This is a genomic window from Nocardia vulneris (genome assembly GCF_001613425.1).
Classification (GTDB): Bacteria; Actinomycetota; Actinomycetes; order Mycobacteriales; family Mycobacteriaceae; genus Nocardia; species Nocardia vulneris.
Map to the genome: position 1 here is coordinate 35,632 of NZ_BDCI01000048.1, position 25,557 is coordinate 61,188.

Sequence of the window (25,557 nt, forward strand, 5' to 3'; positions counted from 1 at the left end):
GCGCCTACCACTTTGGCGAACATCACGACCCTGCCAGCCACGGGTTCGGAGGCGGAACCGGGCTTGGTGCCGCGATGATGGTCGCCCCCGGCTGCACCGGATCCTCGGCGTCGATGTCGACCTGATCACTGCTACCCGGTGCGGTGGTGCTGGCCGGTGGCCAGCGGGAGGGCAGTTCGTGTAGCCGGGCACGGTCGTGGCCGGTCGTATCGTGGAGCGGCAACCAGACACGATCGGCGGGGCTCGTATGCGCCCCGGTGGGGTCGAGCAGGTCGGCGGCGGCGGTGGCGATCGGCACGGTATCGGGGGCGGGAAGATCCTGCCATGCGTCGAACAGTGTTGTGCGGGCGTTTGTTTCGCGTTGGTGGGTGGGAAACCAGATCAGTAGCGGGGTGGTGATGGTGGTGGCGGCGGCGAGTTTGGCGTAGCCGGGAAGTTTGCGGGTGAGTTGAGAGTGGTTTTCGGTGGCGAGGTCGTATTCGAGGAAGAACTCGATGCTGGTGTGGTGGGCACTGAAACGGCCGTAGGCATCGGGGCGGACGAGATCGCCCCACAGCCGTGCGCAGCGGGTCTGGGACCACCAGGCGTGCAGGGTGCTGTAGTCGTCGTGGTGGCGGGTGTGCTCGGCGAGGCTGGTGAACCAGTCGCCGACTCCGACGGCGTGGGCGAGTTGCAGGCCGACCGCGATGGCGATGGCGTCGCGGTGTCGCCATCGCAGGGCGGCGGGTTCGATGCCTTCCTCGGCGGCGATGACTCGGGCTCCGGCGGGGGCGAGGATGTAATGGTAAGGGAAGCTGCCGATGGCACGTAGTGGCCGGAACCGGTCGATGACCCCGTACCGGTAGAGCTCTCGCAGTCGCCGCCGGGCCAGGCCGATGGCCGGAAAGGCCAGAGCGGCAATGTGTTCGCTGGTCAGGACGCGATGTTCGTAGAGCATCCGCAGCAGCCACCGGTCACGGTCGGTCAACCGTGCGACCAGTACTCCCACACTCGCTCCCGCTGGCGTGCCCGCATGCTCGACTTGGCGAAGGTCTTTCTGTCGCAATGAATCTCCGATCACGAGGTCCTCCTTCCTGGATGACAAGGTGGGTGGCTACCGGCGTGGGTCGTGATGACGGGGCGTGGCAGGGGAACGCAGGCTCGGGCCGGGCGGGGCTGTCGTGGAGGAGTGGGAGCGGGTGGTGGCGCGGATACCGCGGGGGTTGCCGGGAATCGGCGGAGGTAGCGGTTGGGTGATGAGGGTGAACGGCGGAGCTTGCTGGCCGTTGGTGACCAGGCGGGCGGCGGCGTGGAAGGCGTCTAGGTGGATGAGATCGTGTTCGCCCAGCCAGGGGCTGGTGTGGCGGGAGAGTTCGCGGGCGTCTTCGGGTGAGGCTGTGAAGATGACCTTGTTGCGGGCGTTGGCCGAGACCGCGTCGCGTAGTTCGCGCGGTAGTTGGGCGAGGTTCTGATGCGCCAGCACAAGCGAGAGGCGTAGTCCGCGTGCTTCGGCGAGCATGTCTTCGACAGGGGTGGACAGGTTGAGGAAGTTGTGTGCTTCGTCGAGGACCAGGGCGGCGTCGGGTCGGCTGGTAGTGGGGGTGCGGGCGCGGCTGGTGGCGGCTTGCCAGGTGCGTGCGACGAGCAGTGATCCGACCAGGCGGGTGGTTTCCTCGCCGAGGGAGCCTTTGGGCAGTCGTGCCAGGCAGATGCCGCCGTGGTCGAGGATCTCGGGCAGCGAAACGGTGGACGGGCCAGCGGCGAGGGCGGCTTTGACGAAGGGCCGCAGTAGGAATGCGCGGAGCTTGTTGAGCAGCGGGGCGATGATCTCGGCGCGTCCGGCGTCGGAGAGGGTGTCGTAGGAGCGCCAGAATCCGCGCAGGACCGGGTCGGTGGTGGTGGCGGTGAGTCGGGCGCGCAACGCGGGCTCGGTCAACAGTCTTGGGAGGTCGGCCAGGGTGGCGGTGTCGTGCTGGGCGCACAGGGTGAGCAGGCTGGTGCGCAGGACGTCGTCGGTGCGTGGGCCCCAGTGGCGAGAGTAGATGCGGGCGAAGATGGCGATGAGGTTGTCTACGGCCAGATCGACCTCACCGCGGGTGGTGTCGAGAGGGTTCACGCATGGCGGCGGGGTGGGGGAGTCGGCATCGAAGAGCACGACTCGTTCGCCGTGGCGGGCGGGTAGGCGGTCGAGGATGTCGGTGACGAGGTCGCCTTTGGGGTCGATGACGACCACGCCGCGGTGGTGGGTGGCGTCGTCCAGCACCAGTTGGGCGAGCAGGGTGGACTTGCCGACACCGGTGGAACCGAGGATGTGCACGTGGTGGCGTGCATCGGCCACGCGCAACGCGACCGGCCGTTGGCCGCTGCCCGCGTCGGCTATCCCGAGTGGTTTTGTGTGCGGGCCGCTGGTGGCGATGATGGTGGCGGGGGCCAGCGCGCGGGCTCCGGCCCGCGCTACACCGGCGACGGTGGGATCGAAGGGCAGATGCGCAATGGCGGCGAGTTCAGGGATCGAGAGCAGATCGCCTCGCGCGAGCCGTCTTTCGGTCAAGGCCGTGGCCAGTCGTAGGTGCCGGTGACGGCGGTAGTAGTTGAGGTCGGTGCAGGCCCCGAACACCGCGGCGAGTGCATGGGCGCGTCCGCGCGCCACCGCCCGCGCCTGTGCCACGGTCTCGGAGTCGGCGTCCTCGTCGAGGGTGGTGGTGACGGCGTAGCGCAGCCGGGTTTCCCAGTGCCCGCCACGCGCTTTCGCCACCGCAGCGCGGGTGCTGGCGGTTTCCTGCATGGCGGCCTGGCGGTCCCCGTTGCGTGCACGGTAGCGGGGACGAGCGGGTGCGCCGGGGGTGAGCAGGTCTAGCAGATCACGCAGCACCGTCTGGACGAGAGTGAGGGACTGGCCGGGTAGGTGTGTGCTGGCGCGGCGTAATCGGTGGCTGGTGACCGGGCGGGCGAGGACTTGCACGCATGCGGCTTGGCCGGGGTCGAGGTCAGCGGCGGCGGTGATCAGGTCGCGAACCAGATCACCGCTGTAGTCGGTGCGGATGGGCAATCCGTGATTGCGGGCGAGCCGCAGCTCCCCGCCGACCAGCAGCCGACGCTTCCTGCTGGCGGGCTCTGGCAGTGGCGGCGTCGCCGTCGCTGCCGCTCGGGTGCGTGCGCCGGGCCACGCGGATTCCACAGCCCGCTCGATCAATCCCGGCGGGATCGCGCGCGGCACCCACAGCCGGATCGACACCCCGGCCTCGGCGGTCACGCGGTACTCGAACCCGAGATGCGGCTGCCCAAGCAGCACTCGCCGCCAACGCGGCCGCAGCAGCCCGAGCAAATGAGACCAGAACGCCGCGGCCGAACCCGGCTCCACAACAGGCGGGGTGAGCACGATGACCTCGCGGGCACCCGCGGTTAGCCGGCGCCGCCGATATCGCTGGGCGAGCACCACCGCCGCGAGCACACCCACCGCGGCGCCGGCAACCATGGCGCCGCTGGGCTCGCCCACCGAGCGGGCGAGGTCGTCGAGGAGGCGGCCCAGCGTATGGTCGGGATCGAGGAGCAGGCGCCCGAGCCAACCGTGCTCAGCGGGCGGTGCGGTGGTCACGGCGCCTCGCCGAGATCGACGAAGGTGTCCTCACCGTCGGTGTCCTCGCCGGGAGTATCCGCGGTGTCGGTGAGCTCGATATCGCGGTCGTCGCCGGAGCCGGTGAGTTCGCTGGGATCGCTGGTGATGAGGTCGTGCTCGCTCGGCGAGGCCAGTGAGGCGAATACCGCGCGGTGCGCACCGGCCGCGAGCAGACCGTGTCCGCGTGCGGCGGTGAGCAGGAATTGCTGCTCACCGTCGGAGAGCGCGAACGCGGCCGCGACCTCGGTGATGGCTTGCGGGGCTTGATGTAGCAGGATCTGTGTGGCTGCGTTGGCGACGATGGCTTTGCCGAGGTCGGTGGAAAGCACGTCGGCGCAGTCCTGGGTGGCGACGGTGAGGCCGGCCCAATGCTTGCGCAGCGATTTGGCTGCCCGGTACAGGAATTCGGCTCCGGCGGGCTGGCGCATCAGCAGCCACGCCTCATCGACCACGACCAGCCGAGGCCGTCGAGTGCTCGGGTTGGCGACGTGTCGCCAGGTCGCGTCGAGGGCCAGCAGGGTGCCGACGGTTTTGAGCTCTTCGGGTAATTCACGCAGCGAGAAGACCACCAGCGCCCCATCGGGAACGGTGGTGGTGGGCCCGTCGAACAAGCCCGCGAATGCGCCTCCGGCGGTGAACGGGGCCAGCGCTGTGGCCAGGTCTGTGCCGAGGTTGGACCCGCACGCGAGTAGCTGCTCGCGCACCATCGCGAGGGTGGGGGCGGGACGGGTCCAGGTGGTGGGGTCTTCGCTGACTCCGGCGGCGGTGTAGGCGGCCGAGACCGCGGTGTCGAGGGTGGCTCGCTGGGCGGGGGTCTGCGCACCGAGTAGTACCTGGAACACAGTGTGGGCGAACAATTTACGTCGAGTCAGCGCGTCGGCGGGGGCGCTGCGCTTTCCATCGGCGCGGGTGTGGACTTCCAGATCGAAGGGGTTGAGCCGGACTCCGGGAGCACCGAGGTGGATGTAGGTGCCGCCGACGGCCTCACTCAGGCGCCGGTACTCGTCTTCGGGGTCGATGACGACGGTTTCGACCCCGCGATACAGTGAGCGCAGGATCTCGGCTTTGACGAGATAGCTTTTGCCTGAACCACTTCGGCCCAGCACGACGGCATTGTGGTTGTCGACGTGCTCGCCGAAACGATCCCAGAACAACAGTCCCGCTGCGGCGTCGCGTCCGTAGAGGACTCCGTCGGGGCTGGACAGGGCGGCAGGGTCGGTGGCAGGCAGTTGCGGGGAATCGAACGGGAAAGCCGCCGCCAGTGCGGTGGTGTCGAAGCTGCGGCGCATCCGCACCACATCCAGTCCCAACGGCAGGGTAGCGACCCACCCGCCCAGCGCGCGGTAGGTGACAGGGCGGGCATCGATGAGCAGGCTCGCCGCCAAAGTCCGTACAGCGGCGACCTCTTCGGCGAGTTCTTCGGTGCTGTCGGCGTGGACGGTGAGATATACCCCGACCCGGAACAGCCGGCCTTCTCCCCGCGCGATCGAGGCCGACAGGTCCGCGGCGTCCTCGGCGGCGACTTCGACGCGGGCGTCGGCCAAGCGGCCCTCGACGGCGCTGTGACGGCGGGCAGCCTCGAGGCGAGCGAGCTGGCGGGCGAGTCCGGCCGCGGCGCTCACCGGATCGACCGGCTCGATGTGCAAGGCCACATCCACCCGGCCGGGATGGCTCAACAGTGGCGACACCCACGCCGGAGCCACCTCGCGCGGATACCCGATCACCGCGAGGGTGGCCGCGTAGTCTGATCCCGCTTCAACGTGACGTGCCCCGACCGTCAATGACTCCGGCACGAACCCGGCAGCGGAACTCGTGCGGGATCGGTTGCGTCGCAACCCACCCCACCCGTGAACCCGAGCGGCGCTGTGGGGGTTGTCGTCTGCGTCATCGGCATCTGAAGCGAGATAGTCGGCAATTTCGGCGTCAGCGGTGATGACCGCATTCGGCGCGGCGGTGTCGGCGGCGGCCGGGATCAGCCGGGCGGGATTGGTGGCGGTGGTGAGCACGGCGGCGGCTTGGATGTCGTCGAGGGCGGTGACGGTGATCCCGAGTGGGCCCAGCAGCTCGCGGGCCTCGTTCAGGCGGCGTTGCAGCCGTGCTTCGGCGGCACGACGCGCGGCAAGGCTGAGTTGGCGCTGGGCGCGTCGGCGACCGGCGAGCAGTCGGCTCAGCATCGTCGCCGGAGTGGGCGCACCGAGTCCGGTAGTGGGGATGGCCGCGACATCGAGCGGTTCGCGCCACACGAGCAGGACCTGGCGGCGAAGCAGTTGTGCGTCACGGTCGAGATCGGTCAGATGCTCGGCGTGTTCGACCGCGGTGGCGGCGAGTTCGGGCGACATGTCGCGAGCGCGGGTGTGCAACGCGTCGATGTGGCCGGATAGGTCCAAACGTGTTGTGCGGATAAGGATCTGCACCGGCTGACGCAACGAATGCAGCCAGCCACCCAACTGCGCGACGAGACTGTCCTGCTCGGCCGGAGTTCGCAGCGTGAGGTTGATGGTGCCCGCCGCCGCGATCACCGCGAGCCCGTCGGCGCCGAGGTCGACCACTCCGATATCCGTCGACCCGGCGCTCACACTCTCGGGAAGATGCACATCGCTCGCCGATAAAGGTTGTGGAACAACAGGTTTGCCGCCACGGGTGCAACGGGTGAGCCAGCGTGGAACCGGATGTATTCCCTCGGGTGCTGTCGAGAGGTGCTGGGGGCGTAGCCGGTGGACTATCGCGGCGATCAGCAGTTGGTCGAGACAGAGCCCGTCACGGGTGGACAGCACCAGAACCGTCACGACCGTGCCGATCGGTACCGCACACCCCACGAACACCGGTGCGGCGACCAGAGTGCGGGTCGCCACCCACACCAGATACAGCGTGAGGGCGGTGACGGCCAGGATGACCAATTGCCGGGCGGTGAACGGGCCGAGCAACCGGTCAGGGCGATCGACATCGGCGGGGATACGAATCGGAGCAGACATGGCGAGGTGCGTCCCTTCTACTTCTTGCGTGGCTTCCGGCGGCGAAGCGGCAGATCTGGGAGCGGCAGGTGCAGCTGCCGCACCGGCCGCCGTGGCGGGGGCGGGCCAGCGGTCGGCGGTGGCGGGGGCGGGGGCGGAGGAGCGGGAGTGCGGCGGGTTTCGATCGGCAGCGGGTATTGCCCGCCGCGACCCGGCCGGATGCGGGCATAGGGATCGGGCGGGGTGAACTCGAACGCGAGCTGGCGCCCCCCGCCGACCTGTGCTCGTGTGGAGGCCGGCGAGACCGCGGGCGCGGTGCTCGGTCTCGCCGGGACCGGGGGAACTCGGCGCACCTCGATCGGCAGCGGGTACTGTCCGCCGCGCAGCGGGCGCACACCCTTGTACGGGTCAGGCTCGCGGAAGTCGAACTGCAACTGTCGGCCCCGCCCAGCCGCCGGTGTCCTTGTGCTGGTGGTGATTTCGGGGGCTGAGGTCGAGGCCAGGGTGTGGCGCGGGATACGTCTTACCCCTTCGAGGGGCAGCATCATCTGCCCGTCGCGGCCGGGGCGGGCGCGCGTGTACGGGTCCGCTGCGGCAGCCGGTATGCGGGGTGAGTGTCGGCGGGCTGGAGCGAGGTGGTGGGTAGCCGGGGTGTGGTGGCGGGTGGATGTGTTCGTGCCCTTGAGCAGGCTCAACGTCTTGTAGGCCAGGTAGCTGCGCACAACCGTGGCGGGCAGGGACCGAGTGGGGTTGATTTTGCAGGCGGACAGCAGCCAGAACGGGATCTTGACCAACATTCCCACCAACGCCAAAGCGACGATGAGATCGACCAGACCGTCGCGGTCGGGTGTGCCGAAGGCGGGGAATCCGTCTGGGGACAACAACACTCGCGCCGCGGTGACCAGGGTCAGTGATTGCACGACCTGGATTGCAAGGCACGCACCGAAGGCCCGCCACCACCAGCGTGCGATTGGCTCGAGCATCGGCAGGCCGTGACACATCAATGCCAAGGGGGCCGCCACGATCAACACGATCGTGACCGACACGCGTACCACGTAGGTCACCAGCAGCACCGCGATCAACACCACCAGCGCGGTCGACAACAGCAAGGCGAACACCGGCCCACCGGTGGTGTTGGTGGTGACGAGCTCGCGCAGGGTGGCTGTGGCCGAATCCGGATCAACTCCGTCCCCGGCCACAGCACCGGCCATCGCGTTGGCCAACCGCACCGCGTAGGTCGCCACCAGCATGCTCATCGCACCGGCGATAAAACCGGCCACGATTCTCGGTAGTAATTGCGTTAAGCCCCAACGGTTTTGCAAAGTCTCGTACATCATCAATAGGACTCCGGCGGCCATGATCACCAGCGCGTAGCTCGCGGTGACCAGTTGCCACGAGGAGTCCCACAGCTGTGCAACGCGGGGAAGGTCCAACGGTTCGGGTGTGGTGAGCAGCGTCGCCGACAGCAGCTCTAGCAGCGGGTTGAGCGCCGAATCCACCAACCGGCGGAAGAACCCATCGATGGCTGCGGCCACACACCCGCTGATATTGCGCACACCGCAGTCCGGATCGGCATCTGTCGAACCTGCGGGCACGGGTGTCGACGGTGTGCTCGGCACCGAAGGTGTCGAGGGTCGGGCAGGGCCCGGCACCGCCGACGGTGGAATCGACAACGAAGGTGGCACCGCCGGAGTCGCAGCGGTCGGTGGGGCGGGCACCGGTGAGTTCGTCGGTGGTGGGTCCGCGGCGCCGGTCCCGATGCCGCACAGCAGCATTGCCGCGATCGCAACGAACATGACCAGTGCTGGGCCACTCTTGCGGCCCACTGGCCCGATCCGTGTCAGAGCAGGGGCGGGCATGCTCAGTCGCCCACGATCGATTTGAGGACCGCGACGATGACCGGCGCCAGCATCGCCAGCACATAGCCAACACACGCGGCCTTGAACGCGATCTTCGCCTTTTCGATCTCCCCGGGATCGGAGCCACCGATCTGGTATCGGGCACCGGCGATGGTGAGGCAGACCGTCGCCAGCACAGCGAGAATCCCGACGAGCCAATTGCGAATGTTGTTGAGGACCTCATCAATTGACCCGGCTACCGCCAGTACCTGGGTGAGCGGTTGGGCGGCAGCCGAACCCGCCATCGAACCCGCCATCGACACCACACAGGCGACAGCAGTGGCGGCGACCACGACCATCCGGATCGGCCAATGCCGTCGAGCACGTACGCGACCAACGGAGTGTGCGGGGGCGGGGAAACATGTGGTCAGGCGCATCGTCGGGAATCCTCCGTGTGAGCCGGGTCAGCGGGGACGGCAGGAAACCGTCTCTGACTCACCACTCCGGGATCACGCCGCGTTTTCGACACCGGCGCGCGATTTCGGTGCGCACGCGCCGGGTCGAGCGTGACCGCGGACAGCGCTGCGGCTTCGGTAGTGCTGGTGCGTGCCGGATCGAGTTCGGCCGCGCGGGCTTGCAACCAGGCGGTGAGTTTGCGTTCAGCGCGCAGGCGGGCCTGCTGCAGCCGGTCGTAGGAGTCGCCACGTTCGAGCGCGACCGAGGCCAGGCTTCGATGCTCGAGGCGAGTCGAGGCGATCAACTCCGCGGCGAACGCCGAGATCACCCCGCCGGCAACCGCCTCGCCCAGCAGCAGCTCCGGATGACCTGCCGGTGCGGATCCGATCGGGCGATGCCCGCGTCCATGGCCCGCGGTGTCGAGTTCATCGTCGGGTATCGGCGCGCAACGTGCCTGCTGCGCCCATCCGTGGGCGCTGCGGTAGGCCGCCCACCGCAGCCGGGCCACCAAATACGGGCGGTCGAGGTCGATGCGGGCCAGCTCACCGAAGAACCCGGCCAGCACCGCGGACTCGGCATCGGCGCGACCGTGCAGCCGGAACCGGTGAGCGAGTCCGGCCAACATCGGCAAAGCCATCCCCGCACACACCAGCCTCGCGTCGCGATCATCACGCCGGGCACCGACGATCAACCACCGCCAGACCGCATCGACCGTGACGATCGGCAATCCCGGATCACATACGAGCTCTCGCAACCGGCCCCACGTCGGAACCGGCTGCTCGAACCCTGCTCGCAGCTCGGGCGCGAGTTCGACTGGCTGATCGGCCAGAGCGGTGAAAGCGGTTCGTACCGCGGCCAGCGGTGAGGAATTCGAGCGGTGACGACTGCGCTGCTGTGCATTCATGACGATCAACTCCTGGCATCCGAAAGGGGAAAATTCCGACCTCGCCAGGACACAAACTCGCCGCCACCAAAACGCCACCGATCGACTTCCAAACGACCTCCAACCAACTTCCGCGCCCGCCACAACGCGCGGTAGCGCACGCCCGCGGCAGTGGCGGCACGTCCGGCGAAAAGGCTGCCGCGAGCAGGGCGGTGGCGTTTCGGTGGCGGACCGCCCCAAGCCAGCCCGCACCGCCACGAACAGAGGAGAAGATTCGGCAGAAAGTTCTGTGGGCGCAAAGCCCCGAGCGGGCGGCACGGAATTCGCGTGGGGGTGATGTCGGAAATGCGGTCGGGGTTCGGAGTGAACCAGTGCACGCACTGCCCCGACTCCGAGGAGCACCGAATGGTTTCTCAGCAGCCCGCGCGCTCGGCGCGTACCCGCCCGCCGGTCCCGGCGACGCTGTGGTCAGCCGGGCCCGACCCGCTCGACCTCACCCAGCCGTGGCCCCGCCCGATACTGGTGCGAGCGCTGCACGAGTTCAGCCGGCTCGGTGACCGAGTGATCCTGTTGCCGCTCAACACCGCGACGCCCGGATCGGGTGCTGCGGTGATGACCGTCGTCGAAGCCGGCGAGACCGACCGTGCTCTGACCGACCTGCATGCCGAGATCACCGATGCGAGTACCGCGGATCTGATCGTGACCGACCTCGCGCGCGGTCATACCGATCCCGCGCACCTGCACGCCACAACCGAATGGGCCGCCACCCGGCTGCGTGCAGGTGGACTGCTGGTCGTTTCTGCCCTGGCCACCCACACCCGGCGCGGGCTGCTGTGCGACCCGACCGGCGCGATCGTGACCGCCGCACAATCGGCCGATCTGCTCTACCTCCAGCACATCATCACCGCCCCCGTCGACCGCGACGCCATCACCCCGGCCCTGCCCGCCGGGTCCGGCCCCCAGCGTGGCGTGCAGGCCCATCGAATCGTCCACGTCGATGTCCTGGTGTTCCTGCAACCCAGCGCCCAGGCCGCGGAGCGGCCCTCCGCCTAGATACCAGGTGCGACGGATCGCTCTGCCCAAGCCGATCCGCCGCGATCTATTCCCGGCCCCGAGTGAAAGGCATTCCCGTGAACGCCATTCCAGACCCCCACCCGATGTCGTACTCCGGCACCCATGTAGCCGGTGTGCCGGTGTCCGTATGGGCGACCGCCCAGGTGTCCTCTACCGCGCAACGTGCACGCCGATACCTGCCCGACAGCACACCGCATCCGGCGAAGATGCTGCCTGCCATCGCCGCCCACGCCATCGACCACTACACTGGCCCCGGCGATCTGGTCCTTGACCCGATGTGCGGTATCGGTACCACCCTGCTCGAAGCCATCAACTCCGGCCGTGACGCAGTCGGCGTCGAGTACGAAACCCGCTGGGCCGAGATCGCCCGGGCCAATCTCGACGCCGCACGAAACACGGGAAACGACCGCAATGCAGAGGTTTTCACCGGCGACGCCCGCACCTTGGAACGGCTGCTACCCCAGACCTACCGAGGCGCAGTCGATCTGGTTATTACCTCACCCCCGTACGGAGACTCCACCCACGGTCAGGTCAGGACCGGTCCCGGCACGAAGGTTCACAAATACAACCACCGCTACGGGCACACCCTCGACCGCGGCAACCTAGCCAACCTCGGACTCGCCCGACTGCTGACCGGATTCACCCGCATCCTCACCAGCACCGCCACGTTCCTGCGCCCCGGCGGGCACGTCGTCGTCACCGCACGCCCCTGGCGGCAGCACGCCGAACTGATCGACCTACCCGCCCACATCATCACCTGCGCCACCCTCGCAGGACTCGAACCCGTCGAACGTTGCGCCGCACTCCTGGGCCGCCTTGCCGATGGGGACCTGATCGCCCGCAGCAGCTTCTTCCAACGCGACTTCATCACCAAAAACCGCGACGCGGGCCTGCCTGTCCACCTCATCGCACACGAGGACGTTCTGATCTTCCGGCAGCCAGCAACATCCCGAAGTACTCTCGCGCTCAAGCACTTCTGCGACCATGGCCAATCCCGTGGTCAGGCGTTGCGAGCAGGGGATGACACCCGCATCTGCGAAGATCCCGACGATAAGGCGGCGTAGCCCTCGGGCGTTTTAGTTAGCATCGAGCGTGTAGTTACTGTCTGAACTCCGACTCAAGCACGAGTGGTGGCGTCTAGAAGCCCTGGTCTCGGCATATGTTTCGAGGTATCGGATGAGGGCGAGGGTTCCCTCTGCAAGCGCAACGAACGAATTCTCGGACCCGACCACCTGGCCTCCCGCAACAACCTCGCCGACGCCTACCGGGCGGCGGGACGATCATCGCCCGCATCTAGCGGCCGATGTGCAGCTTCGGCATTGGCTCGATGTCAGAGAAGTTCAAATCAGAGTATGCAGGTGTCCAGCAGGTCGGGCGACCGCCTTTGGATAGCGCTCGTGGGAACGATGCGCGCTCATCGACATTCGCGTGCGTTGGGCATGCTGTCAGCCAACTGATTCGGAAGACCCGTCGATCAGGTGTCCGGGCCTTCGGCCACCAGCAGCTGGGCGTCTTCGATGAATCGAGCGAACAAGCTGAAGGCACACAGGCGTTCCAGCGCGGTGTGCTCGGTCAGTTCGATCTCGTCGTTCGGCAGATGCCCCAGCGGGTTCCGGATCGCGCTGAAGCATCCCGAACCGAACTCCATGACGCCCCGTCGCATCGACTCGGCCGTCTGATCACTGCTGAATTCGTCGTATCGAAGGCGGGGCTTGCCGACCTCCGGGGCCTTCTCGGTGAACGCCTGCTTGACCAAGTCCAGCTCGGAGACGTCCCGGCGCGAAAGCTTGGCCTGCAGCATGGAATTCACTGCTTTCGCCGCAGCGAGCACCGCTTCGTGGCGGTGGCCCGTCGCCCATTGCGCTGATGCGGCCTGCCAGACCAGTGGATGCAACCCCGAGGCATTGATCTGCGGTGAAAGGTCGCTGCCGCCAAGGTTTTCCATCACCTCGTCGTAGCTCTCCAGACGAGCCAGAAGGCGCTGAGCACCTTCCCGCTCCTGAGTGAACTCGAACTTGCTGGAGGGAAGCAGAGCTGACTGCCACTCGGGGTAGAGCTTGTCTAAGATTTGGCGTATCGGTTCTGCCAGCTCAATAGCCGTATCTCGACCACATGCTGGCAGGAAGGTATCCCGGCCCCGCATCGTCGATGCTGGACGTTGGATGACCGGGCTGGCCCGGTCGACAAATTCCCTCAGTCTCGTGCGTACCCACTCGACGTTGACGCCGTTCAGATTCACGTCCGCCATAATCACATACCGCAAGGTAAGGAATCGATCCGGTTTCACAGAGGGCTACCTGGGCTATAGAGACTCCCTCGACCAGCCATCCAGAGCTTGGTTCCGACCAGGCCGAGGTCCACATATTGGCAGGAGAGTGCGTTCGGCCTGCTGCGGCTTGGCCGGATCGCTCAGCGCGATCAGCGGCATTATCGCTCACTCGTGCTGACTGAAGTCAGTCAGTGACCGATTCGGCGCTCGTCCACGAAGCGGCTGCGTCGCTGCTTGTTTTCGATGGCGCAAGCGAAGTTCTTGGGGGCGGCCTTCGATTGCGGGTTGGTCAGGGCACCAGGGACACCGCCGCCCCACGGGCTCTGCGTCGCAGCAGGCATTGTCGGCGGCGATCGTTGTCAGCGCGTATGAGATTTTCGATACGCCGACGATATCCGCCGAATTATACCGTCGACTCTGAAATCCCCTGTGTCACAGGAGATCTAGAGAAACAGGAGAAGACGATGAAACTGCGCGAACTCGCCGTGACGGCCCTGCTGGTCCTCGGCATGTCCGGCTTGGCTGTCCCCGCCCAAGCCGCCGCCGGATACGACCGCTGCCCGAACGGGCATTTCTGCCTCTTCAGCGCCGCCAACGGGGGCGGGCGAATCGCCTACTTCCGCCTCGGCTCCACCGATCTACGCCTGCAGAACATCGACGCCCAAGCCTATTCGAAGTGGAACCGTACCGGCCGATACTGGGACGGGTTCACCGAGTACAACTATCGCGGCGGCGTCATCTTCCGGAGCGGCCCCGGTCAACAACTCAACGTCCCGGCCGATGTCGCCACTCAGGTGCATTCGGTGAAGCCGGCCTGACGCGAAATCGGCGAGACGCGACAGCGTTCGCCATCAGCTGGGGTTGCGGGCGAGCAGGCAGAGCGGCGGCCCACGTAGACAGACGACAGCCCCGCCCAGCAAAGCTGCTGGGCGGGGTCACGGACCAGGCGGCGACTTCATCGTTACAGCGCTCATGCGGTTTTCCGCAGGCTCCACTACAGGTTCCCGTGATTCCCACAAACGGATGTTCCCACGATCCGCAGAACTCGCCGTGAGCTCGAACACCGCGCTCACGCGGTTCATGTCGCCACGTAAGCGGCATGAGCGGATGTGCTGCTGACTAGGCATATGTGCGGTGGTGACCCGCTACTTTGACGGGCTACTGCGGAGTTGGGGGTGCACTGGTCGGGCAGGTCAGCGCTCGTCGATTGTTTCTGCTTGCGTGGTGGCGAGATTGATGCGGACAGTGTCAGTGAGCGGATGATCGGCCCCAAGGATCTGCTGGCAATCACGCAGTAACGACTCGAACAACGGGATGGCTTTGCCCAACTGCCCCGCCGACCTGTAGGCGCCGGCGAGGTTGTTGCGGGAGGAGAGAGTGTCAGGGTGGTCGGCACCGAGCACCCGCTCGTAGTCGGTGAGGGTGGCTTCGTAGAGCGCGATGGCGTTGCCCAACTGCCCCGCCGACTCGTAGGCGCCGGCGAGGTTGTTGCGGGAGGTGAAAGTGTTCGGGTGGTCGGCACCGAGCACCCGCTCGTAGTCGGTGAGGGTGGCTTCGTAGAGCGCGATGGCTTTGCCCAACTGCCCCGCCGACCTGTAGGCGCCGGCAAGGTTGTTGCGGGAGGTGAGAGTGTCAGGGTGGTCGGCTCCCAGCACCCGCTCGCGATCGGTGAGGGTGGCTTCGTAGAGCGCGATGGCGTTGCCCAACTGCCCCGCCGACTCGTAGGCGTACGCGAGGTTGTTGCGGGAGGAGAGAGTGTCGGGGTGGTCGGGGCCGAGGAGGTGGTTGTAGTCGGTGTGGGTTTGTTCTGCGAGAGTTAGGGATCGTGCGGTGTCGGCGGAAGTGATCAGTTGGTGCACAGCCCAGGTTCGGGTGGCGAGTACTTGTTCGAGTAGTTGAGGTTGTGAGGTTTTTGGTAGTCCGGTGTCCCAGATCGCCTCGATCTGCTCGGCCAGGTGTGCTCCCTGCTCGCGGCGTACCCATGCCTCCTCGTCGTCGAACAGGGCCGGAACTATCACGTCTAGTGAGTTGTGCACGAGAGGTTCTGTGGCACTCGCGGATTGAGCGCGTTCGCGGAGTATCCGGGCGATGAGGCGGTGCATGATCACCGAGTCGCCGGTGGTCGACCAGGACATCAGCGACGCGGTCACGCAGCGTGCGATGGCTTCATCGAGGTGGCCGTGCGGGTCCGGCAGCAGTGTTCTGGTCACCCCGGAAGGCGATAGCATCGCCATCACCGTCAGCAACCACGCCACGATCGCGTCCACGTCGGGGTTTTCCGTGGCTGATTCGACGGCGTCAATGGATAGCAGGATCGCTCGAGCTACTGAGTGCGGATAGTCGTGGCCTGCCGTGCGCGCCAACACATCCGGCAGCCGTCGCTGGCTCAGCAAGCGCAGGTAGTGCGGGTAGTCCAGGCGTCGGCTGGTGATGGTCGCAGTCGCGCTCGACAACGCCAAGGGAAGATCGCCCAGCACGTCGGCGACTCGGTCGGCGTCGGCGTCATCGGGCAGGTTGGTGGCATCGGCGAGATAGGAGCGTGATTCCGCACGGGTGAATCCTTGAAGCTCGACTGTGGCACCGAAACTGGTGAACGAACGATCCGTCGTGGTCACGATGACCCGGACCCCGCCGGTGGCGGGCAGCAGCGGCCGCAGTCTGTCCGGGTCGACGGCATTGTCAAACACCAGCAGCCCCGCCTCTGAACGACCCGAGAGATGATCCCGCAGGCGGCGAGCCGAAACCGCCGAATCACCCTCGGGATCGGCGACACCGAATCGCTGAGCTATCTCCGCGAGTCCGGCACGTGCCAAGTCGAGGGATTCAGCACTGATCCACCCCACCAAACCAGCACCACGATCGACTTCATCACGAGCAATGGAGGCAGCCAACTGCGTTTTCCCCACTCCCCGCATTCCGGTGACCACCACCGCCACTCGCGAGCGATCCAGCACCGCCCGCAACCGATCCAACTCGACGCGGGCGATGAAGTGGGTTGGCAACTGGGGGATCTCACCCACTATCGCCCGCCCCGGCTCTTGCGGCCCGCGTCCGGCGCTGTTGATGCGGAGATCACCGTGGATGACGTTGCCCGTGAAGATGTTCGCACCTGTGCCCGGCGCGGGTGACGCGGTGGTACCTGGGATCAGGACCGCGTCACGGTAGGGTCCGGCGGCCCCTGAAACCCCGCCCGCACCCCGCTGATCTTCGCCTCGCCCGCGATCGTGCTATCAACGAGCCGCACCCCGTCGCCGGTGGATTCGATATCGGAGATCTCCAACGCCGTAGCAACGAGACCGTTCACATCGACGCCCACCACGGCCTGCGGGGCGTGCTGCCGCACGGCGTCCAACACCGCCGCCGCGGCAACCGCCAACTCCGAATCGCCACCGGCACCAGCATCTTCGAGGTCCTCGGCCAACGACTCCCGCTTGGCCTCAGAGTCCGGCCGCCGCTCCACCCCGGTCACATCCACATCGCGGTACTTGCGCGAAATCGCACTCTTCAACCCCGCATACGCGTCCTTCACCAACTCGGTCGCAGTGTCCGTGGCTCCCGCCAACGCACCCGCAGCAATCGCCGCAACCACCGCCGCTGTCACCGGATCCATACCGACCACCCCGCAATCTATGCTCTGCCAAACGAATTCCCGAAATCCTCCACCCCCATCCCACCACGCAAGCACCCCACGGACATATCAATCGATCATCCGACAGCACGGCTACCTACCTGCCTACCACCATGGACACACCGTGCGTCCGCAAGTCGGCACGTCCGGGCTTCCAGCGGCGCAGTCGATCTCATTGCGCCCACCGCCCAACCAGCGGCGTAGCGGATACTCGAATACGTCGATCGATGTCAATGACTATCGCGCACTGACGGCTTCTGTCATGCTGCACCTGTGACGACGCTGGGTCGCAACGCTGATCGAACTATTCGGGACGAGAAGAAGTCTCGCATCTGGCAGTCTCATGTCGCACCGCTCAACCACCTGGCCGATCGCATCGCCGACGCCGAAAACCTCCCGCATGGTTTCGTTCCGTACGTCGATCCGGATCAAGGAGGCGTCCACGCTCGTGTTCTCGTGCTGCTGGACAACCCTTCGACAAAGGCCCAAGCCGCCAGGGACAGCGGTTCTGGATTGCTCAGCCTGGACAACGACGACTGGACAGCCAAGAACTGCCGAGAAGCGTACGCCGCCAACGGGATTGACTGGTCACAGGTCGTTCACTGGAATGTCTGCCCCTTCCCGATCAGCCGGGACAACGGCGGATCGACCGCTTCCGAGCGCAGCCGCGGGGCGCGTTGGACACGAGAGATGGTCGACCTCCTACCCGAACTCGAGATCGTGCTTTGTCTAGGGCGGGCAGCCGAGGATGGATGGAAACGAGCCGCAGTACGGAGGAGCCTGTACGTATTTCCGCAAGGGGTGCCACATTGCTCACGCCGTGGCCTTGCCTCGTCCTCTGCTCGGGAGCGTTTCGAGGCCGCTATTGCGCAACTGGCCCTCATGCTGAAGTCGCCTAGCGATACCGTTCGTCGCTGAGCTCGGTCCAAGTGCGATGCGGAACGGCTCCGCGCTGTGATGGTCTTGCTTTGACGAATGCCGGCCGGGAGATCACATCACGTACGCACTTCGGCATTACCGAGCATTCGAACCGGAGCGGTCGATGCTCGGCTGAGCTTGTGACCATGCCGGGGATCAAATCGCCCAGGCGGGCCCCCCGTCACTGAGCTCCCTTGCCTACCCTTCTGCTGATTCGGTAACGGCAGGTGTTGGAGTCCTCACGCAGCAGTCGGTGCCCGCTGCCAGGGCCAGTAGGGTCCACACTGATTGCTGCTCGCCGGTCATGGCTTGCCATTCAGTGTGGAAGTCGGCGTCGTCGACAGGCCAGGAGTGGCGGGTGGACAATCGGCAGACGCTTGAGCGCAGGGTCGTGTCGATCGGGTAGACGGTGAAGTCGTTGCTGTGGTCGGCGACCGCACGCGCAATCGCCGTGCGGTCAAGCTGGGGCATCACTTTGGTGATCGCTTCGACAAGCTTGACCGCCGGGGCCCCCGAGCCGAGCAACTCGCGCCACTGCTCGCCGTGGCGGAGATAGGCGTCGGCTGCTAGTTGCAGGGCAGGGAGTTTCACTCGCACCAGAAGGTCCGTGACGTCCTCGCGTCCTAGCGCAGCGATCACGTCGGGGCGCGGGAACAACCAGCCGGTGTTGCCGTCGGGGGTGTGGATGCGGCGGCCGTAGGTGCAACACAGCCGGTAGTAGAAACGTTGCAGATGTTTTGGGGTCAGGAATTGTCCGAGCAGCGCGGCGCCCAGGGCGTCCCACAGGTCTGGGTTGGCCAGCCGGGTGACCGTGCCGAGCGCGCGTAATGGTGCGGTCAGGGTGAGCGGGCCGGTGAGGGTGGCTGGATCGAAGTAGCCGACTGTGATCGGCACGGGGCGTGCGTCGGCGGGTTGGCAGTTGATGAACAGGGTCTGGGGGAGGTCCTCGGCGGTCACGATCGAAATCCTGTGATGGTTATCGGTGAGGACGCGGTGTGCGCGTCCGTCCTCAGAGCGGTTCCATCCGGGATGGTCGAGCATCACGGTGGGCATGGTTACTCCTGTGGGTTCTCGAACTCGATAGGTGGGCAACGGGTTAGTGCGGGTCACCAGGGGCCGAGAAAGGTGGTGGGGACGCGTCGGGTGCCGTGGCGAAGTTCGTCGATGAGGTCTTGGTAGCCGCGGGCGAGATCGCATAGGCGGGTCCAGGCGTCTTCGTAGAGTTGGTCGGAGGCGTAGGCGAGCGCGACGAAGGTTTGATGGGTCAACTGGGCGAGTCGATCCACCACTTGCCCAAGGGTTTCGGTGTGGAGCGGGGCTGTCGGTGCAGGGGGGAGGGTGTCGAGGACCCAGGTGTCGATGGCGCGAACCAGCTGGATCCGATGCCAGGCAAGTCGCTCGTCTTGACCTGGGGCGGTTTCGAGATCAGCGTGGATTTGGGCCAGTTCGGCGGCGGCATCGAGGACCGGGTGAGCGCTGATGAGCGGCATACCGCGACACGCCATCAGCAGTAGATCTTTACCGGGGATTTCCGCCGGGTCGGCGAGGCGGGCAGTCATGGCGCTGGGACTAGCGGTAGGCGGAGTCGGCCGGCCTCGGGCGGCCCGAGGTGGTGGATCTGCCCGCGTCTGTCAGCGAGCAGGGGTATGGGCGGCGTGTGGAACATCTCAGCGCTCCTTGTCTTCGGTGCCGGGAGTCGTGGCGGTCGTGTGATAGCCGCGTCGTTGTCGAGCGTGGATGCCGTGTGCGCGGCTGTAGAGGCCCAGCACGGTCTGGGTCGTTTCAGTGACCAGCGGCGTCTCGGCGACCAGGCTGGTCCAGGTGTAGGCGTCATGGTCGATCACCTCGATCGGCTCCGGCACCGCCACATCGACAACGAAGGCCACCAGCCGCTGCCTTGTGCCCAAATCGCTGGCGGCGCCGTCGAGTTGGGTCAGTACTTGCGTGATCGACCCGGCGCGCAGACAGGTCGCAGTACGAACAAGCGTGATGATCGCTGAAGACAAGTCCTCGCTGAGATCTAATGCGCCGGTAGGTATTTCCCACTCGCCTTCGATCGCCTTATCCACGACGGGGCGACGCAACAGCAGCACTTTGCCGTCGTGGCGGACCACCACAGCGACCGAGAGTTGCTCGATACCATCGCGCCGTGCGGCGCTGGTGAGCAGGCGCAAGTCCGGTACCTCAGACATCGTGGCCGCCTGACGGGAAAGCGCCCTTCTGGAGCAGGGGGTTGCCGACCCGTAGTCGTGTCATTCGATAAAGCCGATACCGCCGGGCAGCAGGATCGTGTTCTGGTCGGGTGGCGGGCAGGTCCCAAGCCTCGATCACCAAAGTGGCTGGGTCGGTCCACCGGATCCGTACGGTGACCGCGCTGGCGCGTAGCCAGGGCTGGCTTTCGAACCAACTGCGGTGGACGACATCGGAGACGAGCAACTTGGTGGTCTGGGCGACCAACGCCGCGTAGTACTGAACGCCCCAATGCTCACAGAACCAGACCGCGTCCTCGACCGCCTGCACGATAGGGCGTCTGTCCAGAGGCACGGTCGCGGTGATAGCCAGCTCGGCACCTGGCAGAAACGATATACGCTGGGTCGCTGGCTCGGCTACTTCGACAGAACACATGACTCACCACACTTTCCGATAGGGGGCTAAGGCATCCACAACCGTTGACAAGGAAAAGGTTTCAGCCCTGCCGTGAGGTTGTGATCGATCCAGACCACGGCCAGATGCTGGTCGTAGGCCGCGCGAGCGAACGCAGCAGCGGCGCATTCCTCACCGCAGTAGTGCAAAACCGGCCCGTCGTAGAAACAGACAGTCAGATGACATTGCGACATCGCGACCACCCCAGCCCGCTACATCGGCCCGCGAACGGATACACATGGACTGGGCGGCCGAGTAAGTCGCGGCCATCGCCGCCGGGGCAGCGCGGTCCACACCTCTGCTCTGTGTCGTAAGACATCGAGCCACCCGGCGACGTGGGTGATCGAAGCCACCAGTACGACATTGACGACTTCGAAGTCGAGCCCTGCCAGCAGCAGGCAGAAACCCGAATCTGATTGCGTCAGAAGAACATCACCGTCCAACTCGACTCCGAGCTCGACAGCTAGGTCCTCGAGTGCGGCGATGTGGGCGTCGGTGGCCGGGCCTGAATGATCCAGGCGCACAATCGCATACGCACGCCGGATCACGAACGGCTCCTCGCGGAACGGCCGCTACATCGCGGGCGCGGTTCGTCGCCGGGCAGCCGGTAGCGAGGCAGGGGAAGGTCGAACCAGGTGACCGTGCCCCCGTCCTCTCCGCGGTCGCGGCTCACTTCGGCGACGTGCTGGCGATCGCACAGGTTTTGCAGTGCGACGCTGATCGGCTCGTCGGCATGGTCGCGGGTTTCTTCGACCATGACGATCAACCGGACCGGGTAGCGCAGCCAGCGCACCGTCAGCCGGTTCGCCTGAGGTGCCTGATTCGTGCGGGTGGTGAAACGTATTGCCGCATTGACTACTTCGGTGAGGAGTGCGTCGACCTGTTCGACCAGATCTCCGAGTCCGGCGCGGGTGAGGTAGCGGTGGGCGCTGAGCCGTATGACCTCGAGTGCCAGGCCATACGCATCGACCTGCTCGACCCCCAGCTCCACCGGCCGGTCCTCGTCCAAATCCTCGTCACCCTCGTGAGCGAGCGTTTCCGTGTCGCGCTTGGGCGGTACCACAAGCGGTATCGAGATCGGGTGCACGTACTCGACCGATACCTCCGGATCGGTCCGCAAAATCCTTTGCAGTACAACGTTTCTCGGGTACCCAAGGCCGTCGAAATGACGTGGTGACGGCGCGATCACATACACCCCACCCCACTGTGACAACGCGTCCAGCATCGATGTAAACGCCGGTGTCGGCGGCGGCGCCGTCAGCAGTCGGGATACGTCGACACCTTCCCTCGCCGCGATCTCGTGGAGCCCCTCGATGATTCCCGGGCCCGAACACTCGTCCAGCGCAGCGAGCAACGACCACAACGCGGTGACCGGCGAACCTACCTCGCAGAACACGCGACCCCGGATGCTGCCACCACACCTCGCGGCGAGCGCCTCCATCTGCGCCTCCGCCTCCGTGCGCCGAGCCCCAACCAACGGCAGTTGCATATAACCGAAAATTTCAGTGGGCATCGACTACTCCGCCCAATGCTGCGCTCAGTTTGGGTTGGACCCCGAGCGCTAAGTGATCTGATGCAATTGCGTTGCGAGGCAGAATTTTCAGCATCACAGCACTTCTGGTGAAGGGCTGATATTCACACGGTGTATCTGAACCGGCGGCGATCCAGTCCATCGCGCCGACGAGTCGGTCTCGGCGTCTGGTTCGATTGCCGACTATCTGTGTCGAGCGCTGGAGAGCAGCCATCGCTGATCCTCGTTCCCGATCGTGTCCGCAGTAGATCTATGTTCTGCATATCATAAGCAAATATATAAGCACATACAATAGCTGATATGTAGCGAAGGCTGGGTAGACTCGGCGTGGTGAATACTGGGGTGTCCCTAACCCGCTGGAGGAACGACTGTGACCGTCAGCCGCTCGCACCCGTCCGCGCTGCGATTTCTGATCGGCCATGAGCTGAGAAGCGCGAGGCTTCGCGCACGCGTCAGTCAAGCAGCTGCGGCCCAGGAGCTGGGATGTACGCAACCGAAGATCAACAACATGGAGACCGGCAAATATCAGCAACAGCCCGAGGAGGCGGCCAAGCTGATGCGGCTTTACGGCGCGGACCAAGACCAGATCAGTCGCATCGAATCACTGGTGCGAAGAGCAGACGACGGAACCCAGCTGGCTCCGTACAGTGACGTGCTGCCTGACTGGTTCCGTACCTTCGCCGGTCTTGAAGCGTTGGCCGCAAGTCAATTCACCTATCAGGCAATGACTCTCACGGGTCAGCTCCAGACTGAGGCGTATGCCGCCGCGCTCCTGAGCGGAGGATTGCAGATCGCGCCGTTGGACTTGCCGCAAGCCATCAAGGCGCGAATGGCACGCCAGCGATTGACGTCGGAAGCGAGTCCACTGGACCTGGAGGTCGTCGTGGAGGAAGACACCCTCACGCGGCTCGTCGGCGGGCCAGAGGTGATGATCGAGCAGCTGCGGCACCTGCTCGACCTGACACAGCGACCCAACGTCAAGCTGCAGGTGATGCCGAAAGCCACGGCGGTACACGTCGGCCTCGACGGGGACTTCACGCTGCTGAGTTTCGCCGAAGCGCAGAGCCTCGGCTACATCGAATACCAAACCGGGTCGCTGTACGTGCAAGACCCTGATCAAGTCGCGCTGTATAAACTGATTGCTGATCGACTCCAAACGTTGGCCCTGTCCGCAGATGAGTCTGCTCAGGTCATCCTGGAACATGTCGATCGTCTGCAACGAGCGTAGGAGCATGGAATGACTTCCCGGGACCGTCTGACGTGGCGGACCTCCAGCTACAGCGGAACCAACGGTGGGCAATGCGTCGAGATCGCGTTCGATCCGGCGACGCAGCGGGTGCTGATGCGCGACACCAAATTTCAGCGAACCGCGGCTGGTGATGGCGCAGATCAGCCAGTGATAGAGATACCTGATTCCGATTGGCCGGCCTTTCTCGCCTCGGCGACGACTCCGACCTCCGGGATCGCTCGCAAAACCCCATCCATTGAGCCTCACCCTTCAGGGGACGTGACGGTCCGCGGAGCGGACGGAACCACCCTGACCTTCACTGCTGGAGAGTGGACAGCTTTTACTTCCGGCGTTTCGGACGGAGAGTTCACGGCTGCGTAGGCGAGATGTGCGGTTGCCCTGCACATCGTACGAGCGGATGGCCGGTCTTCCGCAAGAGTTAGCCATCTCCCGGAGTGGGGCGGGACTCAGTGTCGCGAAGCCGAGAGTGACCGGTCCACCTGTGCCAAGTGGATCGTGCATCGGCGTGGATGGCTTCCCTCAGCGCGCCGGGACGTAAGTCAGTGGTGGTGAGCTGATTTGTCGGTAGCCAGTCGAATTCCAGATGTGGTTCCTGGCTTAGGGGTTGTCCGTCCAGCGCGACGTCGAAGACCAAGTTGATTTCGTGCCGGGTGTTTCGATCGTCATCGACGTAGCCGTGCTCGATCACTGCGACCATGCCGAGGACCGTGGCACCGGTGCCGAGTTCTTCGGCGATTTCGCGGATGAGTGCGGCTTCGACTGGTTCGCCTGGTTCTACGTGCCCGCCGGGTAGGAACACCCATTTCTTGCCGCGTTCACGTGCTACCAGCAGCTTGTCACCGTCACGAATGACTGCGCGGGCGATGATTTCGGTTGTGGCGGTGCTCATCTGGGCCCAATCTTGTCGGAGGTGACTCGTACGGTGAATGGGTGATTTCGGAGCTTACCGCTGAGGATGCGGCACGTGGCGTGCGGCAGGTCGTTCCCGATGTTGGTCATGTGTTTCCTGTCCGGCCCCTTCGGCAGGGGCGTAATCATGTGTCGTGGGTGATGTCGTCGGCGCGGGGGATGCTGGTGTGCAAGGTGCTGGTTGGGCTGGGCACGTCGCTGGCGCAGCGCCTCGCCGAGCATCGGCGACTCTGCGAGCACGACGCTCCTGTCGCGCCGTTGGTGGCGTTCGCGGAGTCGTGTCCTGCGGTCGGCGACCGGCCTTTGGTGGTGCTCGAGTTTGTGGCAGGTATCGACGCCGAAGAGGCGGCACCGTCGTTGGGCGCTTCCGTTATGCGGGAGTTGATGCGTGATTCGGGTGCTGCGGCCGCGCGGTTGCACCGAGTCGCAGTCGCTGGATTCGGTGATCCGGTATCCGGTCTCGGAGCAGGTCCTGGGACCTGGTCTGAAGTTGTCGAGGTGCGCGCGCACAGCCTCGTCGAGTCGACCGTCGTGGATTCGACGACCGCGCGGTTGCTGGGGTCGGCGGCTGATCTGTTGTGCGGTTTGGCAACTGAACTGGCTGAGGTGAGGCCGGCCGCGGCACATCTGGATCTGTTCCTTCCCAATATTCTGGTCGATCCTGACGGTCGGTTCCTGCGGCTGCTGGACCTCGAACACCTGCGTTGGGTCGACCCGGTGATGGACTTTGTCAAACCTGCGATGTGGATGTTCGCTCAGCGCTGCGACTGGGCGGGAGCTTTTGCCGATGGCTCCGCTTCGGTGGCTGGGTGGCCGCGGTGGTGGGAACCGCGGATTTCGGTGGCGACGGGGCTGGAGTTGATCAGCGGAGTCGACTATTGGGCACAGGTCGGCGACCGTGACATGTTCGAGGACTACTCGCGCCGCTTGCGGGCGTGGCTGAATTCCGATGGCGCAGAACATGCCTGGTTTGCGCTCAGTCAAGGATGACCTTCGTGGCGTGCGTGGCGTAGGCTTCCCAATCGCTGTCTGTCGTGTCGATCACCGTGCATGGCAGCGGCGACGTCGCCACCCATGACATCAGTCGGCGCTGGGCATGGCAGACATATTCGGCTCGCAGAGCATCGGTCTTGCCGAATTCTTCCAGGTAGCGAGCCCATTTCGGGCTTCTGTACTGTCGCGTCGATTCGATGCACTGGAGTTGGATTTGCGGCTCGGGTACGCGCAGCACGATCAGATGGAGGCCGAGATCGGTCAGACGTTGTTCGTGATCGAGCAATTCGGCTCGGTCAATCGGCAGTCGATAGACAGGCACGTCGAACGCCAGGCATTCCAGAACCGCGGTCGGGGTCCATTGATGTGCGAACCGGTGGTCGGGCAGCGTGCTCGAGCGGAAGCGGCGATCGGCGTCTTCGAGGAAGGTTGTCAGCTCCCGGAGCCACGACAAGATTCCGTCGGCCTTGCTGGGCACGCTGGCGTCCATGTAGGTGTGGGTGGTGATCGTCGCCGCCTGGGGCACTGCCAGCACCGATTGACAGTCGGCGTCGACCAGGTGCGCCAGGATACGTTGGTAGACAGAGGTTTTGCCCGCTCCCCAGACCCCAGCGATCACA

General features: G+C 65.4%; 23 protein-coding genes. 7 read left to right on the forward strand and 16 right to left on the reverse strand.

The window, feature by feature from the left end; genetic code table 11:
- Positions 1-22: 22 nt before the first annotated feature.
- From NVU01S_RS38910 to NVU01S_RS38935, 6 genes are all read right to left on the reverse strand, one after another.
- Positions 23-988 (reverse strand): replication-relaxation family protein, encoded by a 966-nt coding sequence (locus NVU01S_RS38910; protein ID WP_052281205.1) that lies wholly within the window; start codon positions 986-988, stop codon positions 23-25.
- A 105-nt stretch (positions 989-1,093) separates the two neighbouring features.
- Entirely contained in the window at positions 1,094-3,574 is a 2,481-nt protein-coding gene (locus NVU01S_RS38915) for a type IV secretory system conjugative DNA transfer family protein (RefSeq protein ID WP_043679075.1), read from the reverse strand.
- Positions 3,571-6,567 (reverse strand): TraG/VirB4 family ATPase, encoded by a 2,997-nt coding sequence (locus tag NVU01S_RS42920; protein ID WP_082032367.1) that lies wholly within the window; start codon positions 6,565-6,567, stop codon positions 3,571-3,573. Before NVU01S_RS42920 ends, NVU01S_RS38915 begins: the two co-directional genes overlap by 4 nt.
- 17 nt (positions 6,568-6,584) lie before the next feature.
- Positions 6,585-8,405 carry a TrbL/VirB6 family protein gene (locus tag NVU01S_RS38925; protein ID WP_483143705.1) on the reverse strand — a complete coding sequence of 607 codons (1,821 nt, stop codon included), beginning with the start codon at positions 8,403-8,405 and terminating at the stop codon, positions 6,585-6,587.
- A 2-nt stretch (positions 8,406-8,407) separates the two neighbouring features.
- Entirely contained in the window at positions 8,408-8,821 is a 414-nt protein-coding gene (locus NVU01S_RS38930; RefSeq protein WP_244467473.1) for a pilin, read from the reverse strand.
- Positions 8,812-9,744 carry a hypothetical protein gene (locus NVU01S_RS38935; protein WP_052281207.1) on the reverse strand — a complete coding sequence of 311 codons (933 nt, stop codon included), beginning with the start codon at positions 9,742-9,744 and terminating at the stop codon, positions 8,812-8,814. Before NVU01S_RS38935 ends, NVU01S_RS38930 begins: the two co-directional genes overlap by 10 nt.
- Positions 9,745-10,128: 384 nt before the next feature.
- On the opposite strand from NVU01S_RS38935, the gene NVU01S_RS44690 reads away from it, so the two are divergent.
- On the forward strand, positions 10,129-10,776 hold the full coding sequence (locus tag NVU01S_RS44690; protein WP_052281208.1) for a hypothetical protein: 648 nt from the start codon (positions 10,129-10,131) through the stop codon (positions 10,774-10,776).
- Between the two features lie 77 nt (positions 10,777-10,853).
- Positions 10,854-11,861: a TRM11 family SAM-dependent methyltransferase gene (locus NVU01S_RS38945; protein WP_244467474.1), complete on the forward strand. Its 1,008-nt coding sequence runs from the start codon at positions 10,854-10,856 to the stop codon at positions 11,859-11,861.
- A 410-nt stretch (positions 11,862-12,271) separates the two neighbouring features.
- On the opposite strand, the gene NVU01S_RS42930 is transcribed toward NVU01S_RS38945, so the two are convergent.
- Entirely contained in the window at positions 12,272-13,036 is a 765-nt protein-coding gene (locus tag NVU01S_RS42930; RefSeq protein ID WP_167829448.1) for a TIGR02391 family protein, read from the reverse strand.
- 494 nt (positions 13,037-13,530) lie between these two features.
- Between NVU01S_RS42930 and NVU01S_RS44425 the strand changes: the two genes are divergently transcribed.
- Positions 13,531-13,884: a peptidase inhibitor family I36 protein gene (locus NVU01S_RS44425; RefSeq protein WP_043679081.1), complete on the forward strand. Its 354-nt coding sequence runs from the start codon at positions 13,531-13,533 to the stop codon at positions 13,882-13,884.
- A gap of 375 nt (positions 13,885-14,259) precedes the next feature.
- Here NVU01S_RS44425 and NVU01S_RS38960 read toward each other — a convergent pair whose 3' ends face one another.
- Both NVU01S_RS38960 and NVU01S_RS38970 read right to left on the reverse strand, forming a co-directional pair.
- Positions 14,260-16,086 (reverse strand): tetratricopeptide repeat protein, encoded by a 1,827-nt coding sequence (locus NVU01S_RS38960; RefSeq protein ID WP_082859558.1) that lies wholly within the window; start codon positions 16,084-16,086, stop codon positions 14,260-14,262.
- A 125-nt stretch (positions 16,087-16,211) separates the two neighbouring features.
- Complete coding sequence (locus NVU01S_RS38970; protein WP_043677753.1) at positions 16,212-16,676, reverse strand: Het-E N-terminal domain-containing protein; 465 nt, start codon at positions 16,674-16,676, stop codon at positions 16,212-16,214.
- Between the two features lie 291 nt (positions 16,677-16,967).
- On the opposite strand from NVU01S_RS38970, the gene NVU01S_RS42935 reads away from it, so the two are divergent.
- Positions 16,968-17,612, forward strand: a complete 645-nt coding sequence (locus NVU01S_RS42935; RefSeq protein WP_082032283.1) for a uracil-DNA glycosylase — start codon at positions 16,968-16,970, stop codon at positions 17,610-17,612.
- Between the two features lie 198 nt (positions 17,613-17,810).
- Here the strand turns inward: NVU01S_RS42935 and NVU01S_RS38980 are convergent, their stop codons facing one another.
- The 5 genes from NVU01S_RS38980 to NVU01S_RS39000 form a co-directional block, all read right to left on the reverse strand.
- A complete protein-coding gene (locus NVU01S_RS38980) occupies positions 17,811-18,665 on the reverse strand; it encodes a hypothetical protein (RefSeq protein ID WP_043677669.1) in 855 nt (284 codons plus the stop codon).
- A 53-nt stretch (positions 18,666-18,718) separates the two neighbouring features.
- Positions 18,719-19,171 carry a DUF4254 domain-containing protein gene (locus NVU01S_RS38985; protein ID WP_043677671.1) on the reverse strand — a complete coding sequence of 151 codons (453 nt, stop codon included), beginning with the start codon at positions 19,169-19,171 and terminating at the stop codon, positions 18,719-18,721.
- A gap of 108 nt (positions 19,172-19,279) precedes the next feature.
- Positions 19,280-19,786, reverse strand: coding sequence for an NUDIX hydrolase (locus tag NVU01S_RS38990; RefSeq protein ID WP_052281077.1), 507 nt, complete (start codon positions 19,784-19,786; stop codon positions 19,280-19,282).
- Between the two features lie 10 nt (positions 19,787-19,796).
- Positions 19,797-20,156 carry a hypothetical protein gene (locus tag NVU01S_RS38995; RefSeq protein WP_156161806.1) on the reverse strand — a complete coding sequence of 120 codons (360 nt, stop codon included), beginning with the start codon at positions 20,154-20,156 and terminating at the stop codon, positions 19,797-19,799.
- Positions 20,157-20,799: 643 nt separating this feature from the next.
- Positions 20,800-21,768, reverse strand: coding sequence for a hypothetical protein (locus NVU01S_RS39000; protein WP_156161807.1), 969 nt, complete (start codon positions 21,766-21,768; stop codon positions 20,800-20,802).
- Between the two features lie 388 nt (positions 21,769-22,156).
- Between NVU01S_RS39000 and NVU01S_RS39005 the strand changes: the two genes are divergently transcribed.
- Positions 22,157-23,014, forward strand: a complete 858-nt coding sequence (locus NVU01S_RS39005; protein WP_043677682.1) for a helix-turn-helix domain-containing protein — start codon at positions 22,157-22,159, stop codon at positions 23,012-23,014.
- A 9-nt stretch (positions 23,015-23,023) separates the two neighbouring features.
- The gene (locus NVU01S_RS42940; protein WP_082032284.1) at positions 23,024-23,395 is read left to right on the forward strand and encodes a DUF397 domain-containing protein; all 372 of its coding nucleotides are present in this window, start codon (positions 23,024-23,026) and stop codon (positions 23,393-23,395) included.
- A 58-nt stretch (positions 23,396-23,453) separates the two neighbouring features.
- On the opposite strand, the gene NVU01S_RS42945 is transcribed toward NVU01S_RS42940, so the two are convergent.
- A complete protein-coding gene (locus NVU01S_RS42945; RefSeq protein WP_082032285.1) occupies positions 23,454-23,924 on the reverse strand; it encodes an NUDIX domain-containing protein in 471 nt (156 codons plus the stop codon).
- Positions 23,925-23,965: 41 nt separating this feature from the next.
- Between NVU01S_RS42945 and NVU01S_RS39015 the strand changes: the two genes are divergently transcribed.
- Positions 23,966-24,934 (forward strand): phosphotransferase family protein, encoded by a 969-nt coding sequence (locus tag NVU01S_RS39015; RefSeq protein ID WP_156161808.1) that lies wholly within the window; start codon positions 23,966-23,968, stop codon positions 24,932-24,934.
- Here NVU01S_RS39015 and NVU01S_RS39020 read toward each other — a convergent pair.
- A complete protein-coding gene (locus tag NVU01S_RS39020; RefSeq protein WP_209444851.1) occupies positions 24,921-25,556 on the reverse strand; it encodes a hypothetical protein in 636 nt (211 codons plus the stop codon). The two genes, NVU01S_RS39015 and NVU01S_RS39020, sit on opposite strands and share 14 nt — an antisense overlap.
- Position 25,557 lies beyond the last annotated feature (1 nt).